Here is a 13,853-nt window from a genome sequence, read left to right as displayed (position 1 = left end):
TTCTAGGTGAATAAAGTTTACACCATGAGTTTAATAATGGTAAAACTTTTTTGTTTTTTTCTCGTATGTATAGTTGAGGAGGTAAAGAAATGACGTTAATAAATGTGAACATACAATCAGCAGGTTATGAAAAAGAAAAGCCAACAATAAATAATATAAAGTTTGACGTTAAAAAAGGTGAATTAATTGGACTAATTGGTCCGAACGGGGCACAGGAAAGAGTACGACGATTAAAACTATGTTAGGGTTGCTCGAGCATAAAGAAGGTTCAGTGATATATAGTAATGAAACGAAGTACTCATATATCCCTGAAAGGCCGATTTTTTACGATGAGCTAACATTATGGGAGCATCTTGATTTTGTTGCTTCAATAGAAAGCTTAGAAGAAAAGGAATACCAAAAAAGTGCAAAAATGCTGCTGACAAAATATAATCTGGCTGATCATGCTCATGAATTCCCAACAAAATACTCAAAGGGAATGCAACAAAAAGCGATGCTTATATTAGCAATGATTACCAAACCCTATCTTTATATTATCGACGAACCATTTATGGGACTTGATCCATATGCTATGAAGCTTTTTCTTGAATCTATTGAAAAAGAGCGTCATCGTGGTGCTGGAGTATTGATGTCAACTCATGTGTTAGACACGGCTGAAAAGATATGTGATCGCTTCATTATGATTCATAAGGGGCAGCTTGTGGCACAAGGAACCCTAGCAGATATAAGGCATCAATGTAAACTTCCGGCGGGCACCCTTTATGATTGCTTCCATTTAATTACAGAAGGTTATCGCAATGAGTAGTAGAAAACTGTTTTTGAATCGACTATTTAAGGGTTGGAAGTTTCAATACGAAATTGTTAAATCGGTTGCTGATTGGACCATTATGAAGGGTTTCCTTTTTTTCTTTTGTTTTTTATGCTCTATATCATTTCATGGTCTGGCAATATACGAACATATCTTGAGGAAGCTGATAAAGTTTTTTTGGTTAAGAAGCTGGATATGATATGGAAATTGAAAAAGTGGGGCTATGTTTATTCAGTTGTGTATCAGTTGTTAACTGTTATATTAGCAATTTTTATCATGCTTCCATTCTTACTTCACTACTTTCAGGTTAGCTGGAATCAACTAGTTGGCATGTTCATTTACTTTATATCATTAAAGACCTGCTTAATGTTGGTAAAGCATCATTTAAGAAATATAGAATCTAAGATTAAAAAGTTAGCTATTGGCAGTCTACTATTCGTTACTTTTAGTTGGTTTAATCAATTGATTTATTTTATATTTGAAAAAGAGATTTTGCTCCCTATCTATTTATGTAGTTGGGGAATCTTCGTGATTGCAATTTTTCTCAGTCTTCGAATACTACGAAAGACAAGTTCGACAGACAATGAGATTTTACACGAACAGGAACGAAAAACAACCATGATTCAGTTTATCTTTATGGCGGCACCTGAACTTGAAAAAACAACTGTATCTAAGAGGAAAAAGCCTATTTTCTTTCGTAGGTCTAAGCGGATTTTTAAAGTCCGTACACCAATTAAAGGTTTAATTGAATTATTTCTCAAAGTTTTTATCAGAAATTCATCCTATATAAGTGGATATTTCGTCTTAATTAATGTGACAACTGCGGCAATTGTCAGTATCCCACCACTTTGGATAAAAGTAGTCATCTTTCTTGTTTTTTTAATTATGATGTACTCATGGCTATCAGTTGTATGGGATAAGGTTTTTGCTTCAAATGCGATTATGAAAAAATACAAACAAAGTGACTTCTATTTTACTGCAAAGAAAAGAGCGGTTAATGGAATGTATATTAGTGCGATTTTATTTTTATTGATTTTTGCTTCAGTCGCATTAACGATTTTATCAAGCATGGGGTTAGTTTATATTACTTAATCACAGAAAGAGGGAATAGTACATTTTTAGTAGAATATTAAAATTAGTTTGATGCTAGGAAAGGAGAAGGTTATTTTGTTAGAACGAATAAGAAATGATTTAATAAAATACCAAAGTGCACACAGTAATAAGTGGAATCAATTACTCCACTATTTTGCTTTTTTGTTTGCATTTTTAGCATGGATATTTTTGTTTTTTAATGTGGTTATCACCATTTCGTTTGCATTACTTCATTATGTTTTTTCATGGATTGGCCATTTTTATTTTGAACGAAATAAACCGGCCTCTTTTAAGCATCCATGGCTTGGTTTTTACGCAGGGTTCCTGTGGTTCTTTTTGAGAAGCTTTGAGTTAATCACAAGGAAAAATATACTACCTCAAGAACGATAGTAAGTGAGTTAATTATAAAACAGATACAATTGAATGAAAAAATATATTGTAAAGGGGATAAACAATGCAATACATAATTACTGCATATGATGGAACTGATGAAAAAGCCATGGATAGAAGATTAAGGGTAAGGGAAGAACATTTAAACTTAGTTGAAAAAATGTTTAAGGCAGGTCATCATTTATATGGAGCAGCAATACTTGATGACGAAGAGAAAATGATAGGGTCGGTGATGGTTGTAGACTTTCCTTCAAGAGAAGAGCTAGATGATTGGCTGAAGATAGAACCTTACGTAATCGGAAATGTATGGGAAAAGATAGAGGTTCAAATGTGTAAAGTGGCACCTACTTTTATGAAATTATATAAATGATAATTTATTGAAGAGAAGAAGAACTAGGAAAAAGAAAGCTAGGAGTAGCCTAGCTTTCTTTATTCATTTTGATGTTGGGGCCTAATCTTTCGAATTTCTATAGTCCTGAGCTATTACAGAATTTTTTACATTAGATATCCTAGGTTCGAAATTGCGTCTTTATTGGAAAAAGAGTGGTTATTGATACATCACGTGGGCCAGTCAACGGAATAGCAGCCGACGCAAAGCCAGATCATGTTGTAGTACAAGAACATGATTCTACATTCTTTGTTCGGACATGTGAAATTATTTGGGTTATGCCCGAATCGTGAACTAATATACTTAAAAACCCTAAACAACGTTGGGTTTTTTTATTTTTCTATAAAACTAAAAATCTAAAAAATGGACATGCTTAACTACCTTTTTCATTTTCATTTTCACTATTACCTTTAACTTTAATTGGTTATGAATATAAGAAAAAGTTATCGACTTTCATAATGTAACAGTAATGTAGGTTATGTCTAAAAGTAGATTAAAATGAAGATGAGAAAATTTGGAAGAGATTTTCTTTAGAATAATTGAAATGAGGGACGACAAAATGGGTATTGATTTTCATAGCAAGAAAAATCAAATTACTTATACTACTCGCAAGGCTGATCAGTCATGGGTTGAGACATTAACTAACCTTGTAGCTATTGATAAAATTAGTAAGGCTATTGATATTGGCTGTGGCGGTGGTATTTATTCTAAAGCTCTCTCTGATATGGGTGTGAATGAGGTTACTGGGATAGATTTTTCGGAAGCCATTCTTGAAGGTGCGAGAGAAAACTGCAGAAAATACAATAATATAAATCTTAAGCATGGAAGTGCTTTTGAAACAGGTTTAGATAGTAACAGTTATGGATTGGTGCTTGAAAGAGCGTTAATTCATCATATTCAGGATTTACAATCATGTTTTAAAGAAGCTCACAGAGTGTTAAATGATAATGGGATTTTTATTATTCAAGATCGAACACCTGAGGATTGCTTATTAAGAGGAGATGTTAGTCATATTAGAGGATATTTCTTTGAACTATTTCCGAAATTAATTGAAAAAGAGACTAATTGAAGACATACTAGCCCGTTTGTAATCGAAACTTTGAAGGAAGTTGGATTTAAGAACATCGAAGAAATTAAGTTATGGGAAACAAGAAAAGTTTATGAGAATAAAGAGCAATTACTAAAAGATTTAAGTGAAAGAACTGGCCGAAGCATTTTACACGAGTTAGATGATGAAGAATTGGGGCAATTATTAGGTTATCTAGACCAATCCTTAATAAATAATCATAAAATAGTTGAAAAAGATAGATGGACTATTTGGAAAGCTGTCAAGTAGTACTGGCCATGGAGAATGAAAGTAGTGTACTCGCCATGAGTGGATCGTAGCGCTTGGTACTCCGCTAACTAAATATATTCAGGTAGACTTCCATGCTAATTTTATTCGCACCATGGAGAATGAAAATAGGTACTTACTCAGTGTGGAATGAGCGGAGAGCCACTTGACTCCTGCGGGATCCAGTGGTCTCGTGAGTTCCCGCAGGAGCCCGCCCCTGGCGACGAGGAGGCTCACGGACCACCCCGCGGAAAGCAAGTGGATTGCAGCTCATGGAACTCTACATCATTAGGTATTTTCAGGGTAGACATGAAGAAAATATTGACTTTTTGTATACTAATGTATACATTGTAGTTAATTGAACTGTATACAGTGGTATACACAAAGGAGGTATTTATATGGAGATTGAAGGGGCAAAAGGAGTGTCTCTAGAAGGACGGCACCGTGGTGAACGCCACAAAAGAAAAGAACATCATTCACAACAACGTGGAGGCGGCGCTAAGACCTTCCGGCGTGGAAGAGCGATAGCTTTTTTAGAAATGATGAATCTTAAACGAGCAACCCTTAAGCAACAGTTGGATGCACCAGAATTTCAAACAATACATCAAATTCTAGTTGGTGAGTTAAAGGCAATTGACATGGTTATCAATGAATTCAGTCAATTATTTGAAATACATGAAAGTGAAGCTATGGAAATCTCTAATAATAAAAATGCGGTAGATTTGAAAAAAAATCATGATGAATCTAGAGAGATTAACAAGGAAGAGGAAGCATCTCAGAATTAGTGGGGTGTTAAAGACTAATTTTTACTAATCAGTGGTTGCGATCAAGTACTATGTTTTCGATAGAAATCATATAAAGTACAAAACCAAAGGGGGAAGTTTCTTGAAAACTTTAGAAGTAATTTTAACTCGTCGAAATATAAAAAGTTTTAAATCAGAGCCCGTCAATATGGAGCAAATGATTAAATGGCTTAATGCTGGTGCAATGGCTCCAAACCATCGAATGACAGAACCGTGGGAAGTCTATTTTGTCGGTGAGGAGACAAGAGAAAAGTTAAACCACAAAACTAATTTTTTCGGTGCACCTATTGTTTTAACAGTGTTATCCAAACATGGTTCTACAGAAGTCGAAACGGTTGAAAATGCACTTGCTACTGCTTGCTTTGTACAAAATTTCAATTTAGCCGCTTGGGCAGAAGGTGTAGGAACATTTTGGTCATCAATGGGAAATTCTGCGAAAAACCGTGAGATTCTAGGTGTTCCTGAAGGTTATGATGTTATTGGTGTATTTGGTGTAGGATATCCAGAAGAAATAAATGAACCTAAACAGAGGAAATCTATTCAAGATAAAATCAAATACCTACCATAATATCTTTAGTAGTAAAATAGGCTAATGTTTCTATAATAGTCCGTATTGATAAATTTTATTTACAATGATTCTTATCTTTCTTAAAAGAGAGAGAGCAGAAAAACATAGGTGGGGCTAGCAATAGGAACAGTTGTTAAAATTTTATAATGGACTTATTTAAAAGTTATAGGCAGTATTTTTTATCGTTAGATAAGAAATCTGCCTCTTTTGATTGGGTTAAATATCTTTTAAGTAAACTGATTCCTAAAATAGGAACATACTATTGGTTATAATAATGCATATAAATTGATTCAAGGTGTTAACTGTGGTGTAATAATAATACACTTTATATACTTATTGGTGTAAAAAGTTTTGTCGTAAACTAAAATAAACCTATAGAAATTTTTATCAACAGTTACTATAACGAAGTTGGAAGGAGCATATACATGTCTACTCAAGAAACAGAGATTTTTAAACGAAGTGTAAAGGATCATTGGTATGTAAAATATGAGGAAGTTGGTTTTCCATCGATTCAGAAAGGCTGGGTTTTACCAGTTAATAGATGGCATGACTTTGATCCGTTTATTTTAATGGCAGAAGATTGGTTTAAACGTGGAACTTTTTCAGATCATCCCCATCGAGGGTTTCAAACGGTCACTTATGTTGTGGATGGACGTCTTGAACATATTGACAATGCAGGTGGCCGTGACATCCTTGAACCAGGTGATGTTCAATATATGAATGCGGGTTGGGCAGCTAGACATGCTGAAGAAGGTGTTGATGATGACATTGCACACACCCTTCAACTATGGTTAAACTTACCCAAGGATTTAAGGAGAACTGAAACATCTTATCAAACTGTGTATTCAGAAGATGCACCTGTTGTTCAATTTGAAGGCGGGGTAGTTAAAGTATTTTCTGGAGATATAGCTGGTGTAAAAGGTCCAATGAATTCACTTGTACCAATTACTCTTTCGGAAATTTCATTAACAGAGGGAACTACCTATATTCATAAACTTCCAGAAACTCATAACGCGTTCCTATACGTTCTTTCGGGTGATATGGATTTTGGTGAAAACCAAATAAACTTAAAAAAGCATGGGGTAGCTACTTTAAACTTTAGAGACAACGGAAATGAACAACACAAAAGTGAATTTAAAATTAAATCGAATAGCAGACGCTCTAAGCTTTTGATTTATTCAGGAACACCTATAAAAGAAGACATTGTTCCATATGGCCCCTTCGTAATGAATACAATGGAAGAAATCCAAGAAGCATACCGTGATTTTCACGCAGAAAAATTCGGCCCGGCTGCAAGATAAAGGTGTCTTATAGATGATTAAAATAGAAAGGGCAAATCGATGGGCATTGTAGTTGTTGAAATTTGCGATGGTAGCTTAATTACCGAAGTTGACGTAGAAAGAATATTAGAAAATGAGTTCCCAGAAGTATCTGTGTTAGAAAATAGTTGCTTATCGTTCTGTGGTATGTGTGCAAGGAGACCGTATGCTATTGTAAATGGCAAAAGAATATTTGCCAAAACAACGTCTGAATGCTTGGATTTAATTAGGGAAGAAATTAAATCTGAATTAGCTAAATTCGAGTAGAGTGAACTAGACAAAGCCCTTTCAGACAGATTGATAAAAAAACATTTTACACTTTATGGTATAAAAAAGACTCTTTAATTTATATCCTTTAAATGATATAATTAGTTGTTATAACAACATTTAAGTTATCTTATCATGAAAAAGCTCTTTGCCTTTCCGAGGTATAAGGGTTTCTTTATTGTGTATTTTTCTAAGCAGAGATGTTCTATAAGATATAAGTCATATAAAATAAAAAAAATTTGAAGAGAGGTTATGAAAATGAAAAGTTCATACAGAGTATTACTTTATTATATGTATGTCCCAATTGCAGATCCAGATGATTTTGCGGCCCAACACTTATCTTTTTGCCAGTCACTAGATCTTAAAGGACGAATTCTTATCGCACCAGAAGGAATTAACGGAACAGTATCTGGTACGATTGAACAAACTGATCAATATATAAAGAAGATGAAGGAAGATCCTCGTTTCTCTGAAATGGTTTTTAAAGTGGATGAAGCAGATGTTCATGCATTTAAGAAGATGCATGTTCGCTCTCGAGAAGAATTAGTTACTCTTAGATTAGAGGATGATATCAATCCACTGCAAACAACTGGAAAATATTTAAGTCCCACAGAATTCTATGAAGCTATGCAAGATTCAGATACGATTGTCATAGATGCAAGAAATGATTATGAATACGACCTTGGTCATTTCCGCGGGGCAATAAGACCCGATATACAAAACTTTCGTGAACTCCCTGATTGGATTAATCAACACCGAGAGATGATTGAAGGTAAAAAAATACTCACTTATTGTACGGGTGGAATTAGATGTGAGAAATTCTCTGGATGGTTAGTGAAAGAGGGATTTGACGATGTTTCGCAGTTACATGGTGGAATTGTCACTTATGGTAAAGACCCAGAGATTCAAGGAAAGCTTTGGGATGGACAATGCTATGTATTTGATGAACGTATAAGTGTACCAGTGAATCAAACCGAACATGTGATTGTTGGTAGAGACCACTTTACAGGTGAACCGTGTGAACGATATGTTAACTGTGCAAACCCTGAATGTAATAAAAAAATAATATGTACAGAAGAGAATGAACACAAATTTTTAAGAGGATGTACCAATGAGTGTAGGATTCATCCAAGAAATAGGTATGTAGTTGAGCATCATTTATCAAGTGAGGATTGGAATCATCGAATTTCTCAATTGGAAAATGATAAAGAAATGCAAATTGATGCTTCTTTGAAATAATAAAGGACAACTTGTAAAACAAACTAAAACCCTAGCAGATTTATGCTAGGGTTTTAGTTTTGTTTCATAAACTATTTATAACTACTGGAGGTGAATGATACATAGATATTAACCTCGGTAAGGTTATTGATATTTAAAGATAAATTTACAGTGATTGTCACCATCAGTTTTACAACAAACTCTACGAACCTGCTCTGCTTCCAGTACACTTTTAAACATATCTGTTTCACATCGACAAGCCATTTTAAATTCCCTAGCAACTGCGTAAATAGGGCAATTATATTCTACAAGCTCAAATGTTACATCATCTATTTGAGTAACACTTGCCATATACCCTTTTTCGTTTTGTATCTTTGTTATTTCATTCATCTTCTCAGATGATGATTTTTGGTTCACTCTTTTTTTATATTCTTCTGTAAGCCGTTTCTCTCGTTTGGTAAAAAGTTGTTGAATGGCCTCGTCGCCATGGATATCTTTAATATCATTAAGAAATTCGAGTGTAATTCCTTCGTAATGTTTAGGAAAACGTTGATCTCCTTTTTCTGTTAATGAGTATAGTTGAAGAGGACGTCCCATGGGTTGTTTTGTCTCTACTGATTTAATAAGTTCCTCTTTTTCAAGTATAGCAAGATGCTTTCGGACAGCCATATGTGTAATGTTCAAAAATTTTGTCAGGTCATTTACAGCCAAAGAAACCTCTTTTTTTAATAACTCTAAAATACAATCTCTTGTATTCGTTTTTACTTTAACTGTCATATCTTTCACCCCAATGTTGGATAAGAAAAAAATAAAAAAAGGTAGTACCAAAACGGCCCCACACTAATCATTCTAATTATAAAACTCAAACTAATTATACTATATAGTATAAAAAAATAAAAGAGAGTTAGCCGCTTCTTAAAAGGTAAAGGCAGCAGTTGAATGTGTATATTATACCTAAAAATTTTATTGAATGTTTTTTGTTTTTACTCTTAGTGTGGATAAATTTACCCTTGGTTAAATTATCAATTTTAAGTTAAAATCATAAATTCAGTAATTTATATATTTTTTTAGATTTCCACAGGTTTGATTAACACACCCTTTGTTGGTATAATGCTTAATGGAAAATTAATAAGGAGGGAACATGAAAACAGAACGTAATCCGTGGTTTGACAATATAAAGGGGATCTTAATTTTTTTGGTTGTGTTTGGCCACTTAATCGAAATTTATCGTCACTTTGAAACCCATACAAGTGTCCTTTATATATATAATATGATCTATGCTTTTCATATGCCTTTATTCATTATCATAAGTGGTTACTTTTTTCGTCCAAATAAACCTGAAAAAGTTATCCAGCTCACCTTTATTTTTATTTTATGGCAGGTAATAAATGGATTACTTTCTAACTGGATAAATCATAACGAATTAATCACAATTGCACCAGATAGCCGTATCTTAGCCATTTTTGCTCCCCATTGGACGATGTGGTATTTAATAGGAATTATCGTATGGAGTATTATTACACCATATGTTCTAAAATTGCGTTTTCCGTTGATATTCATATTAGGATTTGCAATTTGGATTAGTTATATTGACAATGTCCCAAGCTGGTTTTCAATGCGTAAGTTAATTAACTTTTATCCATACTTTCTAATCGGTTATTTTTTACATCAAAAAAATATTTTACCTTTAATAGTCCAAAAAGCTACGTCATGGAAATCTCCAATCCGATGGGGGGCATTAGGGATAGTTACCATTTTTCTATTTCTAGTGGGACTTTATACCAAAAATGGAATGGCCACAGAATTACTATTTATGAGAGATGAGTATGCTCACTATGGGTGGTCAATTTATAAAGGAGCAGTTGTTCAAATATTGCAATATGCATCAACTACTGTATTAAGTATCTCTCTTATTCTCTTAGTTACACAAAAAAGAAAATTATTTATTTTCAATAATTTAGGTATTTATACTCTATTTATCTATTTAGTGCATACTAATATAGTTCGAGTGTTTCGTGAACATGTACCAGAACAAATAACAAATGACCCTATATTGTTATTAGTTGTGTCACTTCTACTAAGTATTTGTATATGTTGGATAAGCACCTTTAAACCGATAGTACAGTTGATTTCACCTCTTATACAACCAGATATAAAATGGATGTTAAAGTCTTACTCTACTAGTGATAAAAATGTTCCTAAAGAACAATAAATAGTTAGTGAAATTCATTCCTTCCTTTACGGCGCTTTTCTTATAATACGTACCGAATCTTCAGTCGTATTGGTATTTTTATTGGTAAATAAAAAAGTAAACTCGTCATAGCTATTGACGAGTTTCTTTATTACAACCCCATTTGGTTAAGTTCTTATAGATGGTTATAAGTAGCTCAATTTCTAACTGATGAACATGAATTGTTGCTTGAGTGTCTAGAGATTTTAAGATTATTTTATAAGTTGTTGAATCAATTCCCGATTTCTCTGTTTAAATACTTCGTTGTGAGAGGATACCATTCCTGCCTCTTTAGCATCTGGTTGGATGTATTGTTTGGCCTTATTTACAGCATTTGCAGCATCTTGAAAGGCCCCTGCAATTAAATTGACTTTCCCGTCATACTTTAATATATCTCCTGCAGCATAAAGACCTTTCGTAGAAGATTCGCTTGAAGCATTACCAGCGATAAAGAAATTATTAAGTAATTGAATATCACATTCACTCTTTTCAAGCAGAGATGCATCTTGCTCAAAACCATGATTTATAATCACTTCATCAACTGATATCTGACTTATATCTCCTGTCTCTTTGTTAGTTAGTTCAACACTTTCGATCACTTCCTGATTGTCAGAAGCAATAAGTTTCGTAATCATAGTATTAAATATACAATCAACGGAACTGTTTAACAATTGTGTGATTTGAGCTTCATGACCTGACAAGTTTTCTCTTCGGTGAGTCAGGTACACTTTTTTCGCAACAGGCTCCAATTCATTCGCCCAGTCAATGGCTGCATTTCCCCCACCTGAAATCACAATAGTTTTATCCTTGAAATATTTTAGTGATTTTACTGTGTAATGCAAGTTAGATACTTCATATCGTTGGGCACCTTCAATATGTAGCTTTTGGGGTTGTAGTATGCCGCTTCCAACTGCAACAACGACTGTCTTAGAGTAGTGCGTCGTTCCAGATGCGGTACTCAACTCAAAATGTCCTTGTTCATTTTTTGAAATAGAGGTCACTCGCTCATTCAGCACAACAGTAGGGTCAAAGGTTAAACCTTGTTTTACTAGTTGTTGAATAAGTTTTGCACCAGGGGTGGGGGTCAGTCCTCCAACATCCCAAATCATTTTCTCAGGATAAATATGAATCTTCCCGCCTAGTTCTGGCTGGAATTCAATAATTTTAGTTTTCATCTCTCTTAGTCCACTATAAAAAGCTGAGTACAATCCAGCGGGTCCGCCACCAATAATTGTTATATCAAAACTCTCATAATCTTTCATTTCCATAACTGCCACTCCTTAGTGATATACATATATTCCTATTAATTGTGAGGTGAAAAAATTATAGTATTAAAATAATAGATAAAATGCTTAAAAAAACCATGTGTGATATTGACATTCATTCTCAATAGTTTTATATTATTATAGTACACCACATTGATAATGATTATCAACAATATTTACCAATTTTTTAAAAAATGGAGGGGCTATCATGGTACGCCTTTACACAAAGGATTTAAATGTTAGCTATGATGATCGGTTAATTGTTAAAGATCTTAGTATCGATATCCCAGATATGAAGATCACTACTATTATTGGTTCTAATGGCTGTGGAAAATCAACCCTCTTAAAAGCAATGACTCGTATTATTTCACATCAATCAGGATCAATTATTCTAGATGGTGAGAATATAGCAAAGGAAAATACGAAACAATTGGCAAAAAAGATGGCAATACTTCCTCAAAATCCTGAGAGTACAAGTGGGCTGACCGTAGGAGAATTAGTATCTTATGGCCGTTTTCCTTATCAAAAGGGTTTTGGACGTTTAACTAGGAAAGACCTTGAAGTCATTGACTGGGCACTTGAGGTGACAGGGACAGCATTCTTTAAGTATCACCCTGTGGACGCACTATCAGGAGGACAACGCCAGCGAGTTTGGATTGCAATGGCCTTAGCACAAGAAACTGAGATGATTTTCTTAGATGAACCAACTACTTACTTAGATATGGCACACCAGCTTGAAATCTTAGAATTGTTGCAAAATCTCAATCATAAGCAACAAACAACAATTGTAATGGTACTACATGACTTGAATCATGCTGCACGTTTTGCAGATCACATTATAGCGCTTAAATATGGACAAATTGTCAAAGCAGGTAATGCTGAAGAAGTGATTACTAATGATGTTCTAAAGGAAGTATTTCAAATTGATGCTCAAATTGGAAGAGATCCTCGAACGCAAAAACCTATGTGCATGACTTACAACTTACTAAAAGGAGAAGATCGACATGAAAAAAATATTCATTCCCTTTCTACTACTATTGCTAGCTCTTAGTTTAGTGGCTTGCGGCGGTGCAAAAGAAGAGACAACAAATACGGATGAACAAAATGCTAATGAAGAAGTAGCAAATGAAGAAGAGGTAGCATCAGAAACAAGAACTTACGAATCTGAAAATGGACCAGTTGAAGTTCCGACAAATCCACAACGTGTAATTGTCCTAGCAACATATACTGGTAATGTCCTAGCACTAGATGTTCCTCTTGTAGGTGTTGATTCATGGTCTAAAATGAATCCACGCTATGAATTAGAAGGAATTGAAGAAGTAACTGATGAAAGCTTAGAAAAAATTATTGAATTAGAGCCAGACTTAATTATCGGTCTTTCAACAATGAAAAACGTTGATAAATTAAAAGAGATTGCTCCTGTTGTGACATACACATATGGTAAGTTAGATTATCTAACACAACACTTAGAAATTGCTAAGCTACTAAATAAAGAAGAAGAAGCACAAACTTGGATTGATGATTTCAAAAAGCGTTCAGCAGAAGCTGGAGAGGAAATTAAAGCTAAGATTGGTGAAGATGCAACCGTTTCAGTTATCGAAAATTTTGACAAAGAATTATATGTATTTGGTGACAATTGGGCACGTGGAACAGAAATTCTTTATCAAGAAATGAAGCTAAATATGCCTGAGAAGGTTAAGGAAATGGCGTTAGAACCAGGATTCTATTCATTATCTCTAGAGGTTCTTCCTGAATTTGCAGGTGACTACCTAATCGTAAGTAAAGGTGCAGAAACTGAAACTTCTTTCATGGAGTCAGAAACATATAAAAATATTCCTGCAGTAAAAAACAATCAAGCGTATGTAGTTAATTCAAATGAATTCTACTTCAATGATCCAATTACACTTGAATTTCAATTAGAGTTTTTTATTGACTCGTTTTTAGGTAATTAATAGGTGAGAAGGGGAATTCTTATAAATAGAATTCCCCTTCTTTATTTGCTTTTTTTCATCACTAAAAGGGTGTAGAATGTAATGAAACACCAAATTCTAAATTAAACTGAGAAAAAGGCATCCAATTTAATACAGATTCGCACCATAAGTATGAAAAAAATTTACTCACCTAGTGTGGAATGAGCGGAGAGCCACTTGACTCCTGCGGGATGTGCGGTCA

The 13,853-nt window shown here is 34.1% G+C and carries 14 protein-coding genes and 2 pseudogenes; 14 read left to right on the top strand and 2 right to left on the bottom strand.

All coding sequences use genetic code 11. From position 1 onward, the window contains the following. The first annotated feature begins 89 nt into the window (after positions 1 to 89). The 11 genes and pseudogenes from BK579_RS19820 to trhO all read left to right on the top strand — a co-directional run bounded on the left by BK579_RS19820 (position 90) and on the right by trhO (position 8,207). Positions 90 to 805 (top strand): annotated as a pseudogene (locus tag BK579_RS19820) (ABC transporter ATP-binding protein). Between the two features lie 114 nt (positions 806 to 919). Continuing rightward, positions 920 to 1,900, top strand: coding sequence for an ABC transporter permease (locus BK579_RS19815; protein WP_204524741.1), 981 nt, complete (start codon positions 920 to 922; stop codon positions 1,898 to 1,900). 75 nt (positions 1,901 to 1,975) lie between these two features. Then, positions 1,976 to 2,290 carry a DUF962 domain-containing protein gene (locus tag BK579_RS19810; protein ID WP_235848481.1) on the top strand — a complete coding sequence of 105 codons (315 nt, stop codon included), beginning with the start codon at positions 1,976 to 1,978 and terminating at the stop codon, positions 2,288 to 2,290. Between the two features lie 64 nt (positions 2,291 to 2,354). Next, entirely contained in the window at positions 2,355 to 2,660 is a 306-nt protein-coding gene (locus tag BK579_RS19805; RefSeq protein ID WP_078548445.1) for a YciI family protein, read from the top strand. 161 nt (positions 2,661 to 2,821) lie between these two features. Continuing rightward, positions 2,822 to 2,971: a DUF2642 domain-containing protein gene (locus BK579_RS19800; RefSeq protein ID WP_078548444.1), complete on the top strand. Its 150-nt coding sequence runs from the start codon at positions 2,822 to 2,824 to the stop codon at positions 2,969 to 2,971. A gap of 266 nt (positions 2,972 to 3,237) precedes the next feature. Further along, positions 3,238 to 4,014 (top strand): annotated as a pseudogene (locus BK579_RS19795) (class I SAM-dependent methyltransferase). Positions 4,015 to 4,409: 395 nt separating this feature from the next. Then, positions 4,410 to 4,796, top strand: coding sequence for a hypothetical protein (locus tag BK579_RS19790; protein ID WP_078548442.1), 387 nt, complete (start codon positions 4,410 to 4,412; stop codon positions 4,794 to 4,796). Between the two features lie 100 nt (positions 4,797 to 4,896). Continuing rightward, a complete protein-coding gene (locus BK579_RS19785; protein ID WP_078548440.1) occupies positions 4,897 to 5,382 on the top strand; it encodes a nitroreductase family protein in 486 nt (161 codons plus the stop codon). A 425-nt stretch (positions 5,383 to 5,807) separates the two neighbouring features. Further along, positions 5,808 to 6,683, top strand: coding sequence for a pirin family protein (locus tag BK579_RS19780; protein ID WP_078548438.1), 876 nt, complete (start codon positions 5,808 to 5,810; stop codon positions 6,681 to 6,683). Between the two features lie 39 nt (positions 6,684 to 6,722). After that, on the top strand, positions 6,723 to 6,968 hold the full coding sequence (locus tag BK579_RS19775; protein WP_078548436.1) for a YuzB family protein: 246 nt from the start codon (positions 6,723 to 6,725) through the stop codon (positions 6,966 to 6,968). A 258-nt stretch (positions 6,969 to 7,226) separates the two neighbouring features. Then, positions 7,227 to 8,207, top strand: coding sequence for an oxygen-dependent tRNA uridine(34) hydroxylase TrhO (gene trhO / locus BK579_RS19770; protein WP_078548435.1), 981 nt, complete (start codon positions 7,227 to 7,229; stop codon positions 8,205 to 8,207). Positions 8,208 to 8,330: 123 nt separating this feature from the next. Here the strand turns inward: trhO and BK579_RS19765 are convergent, their stop codons facing one another. Continuing rightward, a complete protein-coding gene (locus BK579_RS19765) occupies positions 8,331 to 8,963 on the bottom strand; it encodes a helix-turn-helix transcriptional regulator (protein WP_078548433.1) in 633 nt (210 codons plus the stop codon). A gap of 364 nt (positions 8,964 to 9,327) precedes the next feature. On the opposite strand from BK579_RS19765, the gene BK579_RS19760 reads away from it, so the two are divergent. Then, entirely contained in the window at positions 9,328 to 10,398 is a 1,071-nt protein-coding gene (locus tag BK579_RS19760; protein WP_078548431.1) for an acyltransferase family protein, read from the top strand. 230 nt (positions 10,399 to 10,628) lie between these two features. Here the strand turns inward: BK579_RS19760 and BK579_RS19755 are convergent, their stop codons facing one another. After that, a complete protein-coding gene (locus tag BK579_RS19755) occupies positions 10,629 to 11,678 on the bottom strand; it encodes an NAD(P)/FAD-dependent oxidoreductase (RefSeq protein ID WP_078550714.1) in 1,050 nt (349 codons plus the stop codon). 211 nt (positions 11,679 to 11,889) lie between these two features. Between BK579_RS19755 and BK579_RS19750 the strand changes: the two genes are divergently transcribed. Further along, entirely contained in the window at positions 11,890 to 12,732 is an 843-nt protein-coding gene (locus BK579_RS19750; RefSeq protein WP_078548429.1) for an ABC transporter ATP-binding protein, read from the top strand. Beyond that, positions 12,686 to 13,633 carry an iron-hydroxamate ABC transporter substrate-binding protein gene (locus BK579_RS19745; RefSeq protein WP_078548427.1) on the top strand — a complete coding sequence of 316 codons (948 nt, stop codon included), beginning with the start codon at positions 12,686 to 12,688 and terminating at the stop codon, positions 13,631 to 13,633. Before BK579_RS19750 ends, BK579_RS19745 begins: the two co-directional genes overlap by 47 nt. Positions 13,634 to 13,853 lie beyond the last annotated feature (220 nt).

It is taken from the genome of Litchfieldia alkalitelluris (assembly GCF_002019645.1).
GTDB classification, from domain to species: Bacteria; Bacillota; Bacilli; order Bacillales; family Bacillaceae_L; genus Litchfieldia; species Litchfieldia alkalitelluris.
The sequence above is the reverse complement of the archived record's forward strand: the minus strand, read 5'-3'. Positions and strand labels throughout refer to the sequence as shown.

Excerpts from the sequence above, each read along its gene's own strand:
- BK579_RS19815 (WP_204524741.1), top strand. The coding sequence starts at position 920 with ATGCTCTATATCATTTCATGGTCTGGCAATATACGAACATATCTTGAG.
- BK579_RS19805 (WP_078548445.1), top strand. The coding sequence starts at position 2,355 with ATGCAATACATAATTACTGCATATGATGGAACTGATGAAAAAGCCATG.
- BK579_RS19790 (WP_078548442.1), top strand. The coding sequence starts at position 4,410 with ATGGAGATTGAAGGGGCAAAAGGAGTGTCTCTAGAAGGACGGCACCGT.
- BK579_RS19780 (WP_078548438.1), top strand. The coding sequence starts at position 5,808 with ATGTCTACTCAAGAAACAGAGATTTTTAAACGAAGTGTAAAGGATCAT.
- BK579_RS19775 (WP_078548436.1), top strand. The coding sequence starts at position 6,723 with ATGGGCATTGTAGTTGTTGAAATTTGCGATGGTAGCTTAATTACCGAA.
- trhO (WP_078548435.1), top strand. The coding sequence starts at position 7,227 with ATGAAAAGTTCATACAGAGTATTACTTTATTATATGTATGTCCCAATT.
- BK579_RS19765 (WP_078548433.1), bottom strand. The coding sequence starts at position 8,963 with ATGACAGTTAAAGTAAAAACGAATACAAGAGATTGTATTTTAGAGTTA.
- BK579_RS19760 (WP_078548431.1), top strand. The coding sequence starts at position 9,328 with ATGAAAACAGAACGTAATCCGTGGTTTGACAATATAAAGGGGATCTTA.
- BK579_RS19755 (WP_078550714.1), bottom strand. The coding sequence starts at position 11,678 with ATGAAAGATTATGAGAGTTTTGATATAACAATTATTGGTGGCGGACCC.
- BK579_RS19750 (WP_078548429.1), top strand. The coding sequence starts at position 11,890 with ATGGTACGCCTTTACACAAAGGATTTAAATGTTAGCTATGATGATCGG.
- BK579_RS19745 (WP_078548427.1), top strand. The coding sequence starts at position 12,686 with ATGAAAAAAATATTCATTCCCTTTCTACTACTATTGCTAGCTCTTAGT.